The sequence below is a fragment of the Paraburkholderia sp. SIMBA_027 genome (assembly GCF_046535315.1).
Classification (GTDB): domain Bacteria; phylum Pseudomonadota; class Gammaproteobacteria; order Burkholderiales; family Burkholderiaceae; genus Paraburkholderia; species Paraburkholderia tropica.
On record NZ_JAWRWY010000546.1, the window covers coordinates 1 to 273 of the forward strand.

1 protein-coding gene is annotated in these 273 nt (G+C 67.4%); it reads right to left on the reverse strand.

Annotated elements, in window-relative coordinates:
• Positions 1-273 (reverse strand): ABC transporter permease (locus SB764_RS40190; RefSeq protein ID WP_410866779.1); only part of this gene is annotated, 273 nt, incomplete at both ends.

Consider the following 273-nt stretch of genomic DNA (forward strand, 5'->3'; position numbering starts at 1 on the left):
GTTGCTGAGAACGGTGACGATCAGGACGCCGACCAGCGTATTGATGACGCCGCCTTCACCGCCGGTCAGCGCCGTACCGCCGACCACCACGGCAGTCACCGCCGCAAACAATCGGCCATCGGCGATGACGGCATCGGAGCGGCCGAGCTGGGCCGCGGCCAGAACACCGGCAATGCCGAAGAAGAAGCCCGCCAGCCCGAACGCCATGATGCGGACGCGGCGGAGATTGATGCCCGACAGTTCGGCGACATCCTCGCCCCCGCCGATCGCCAT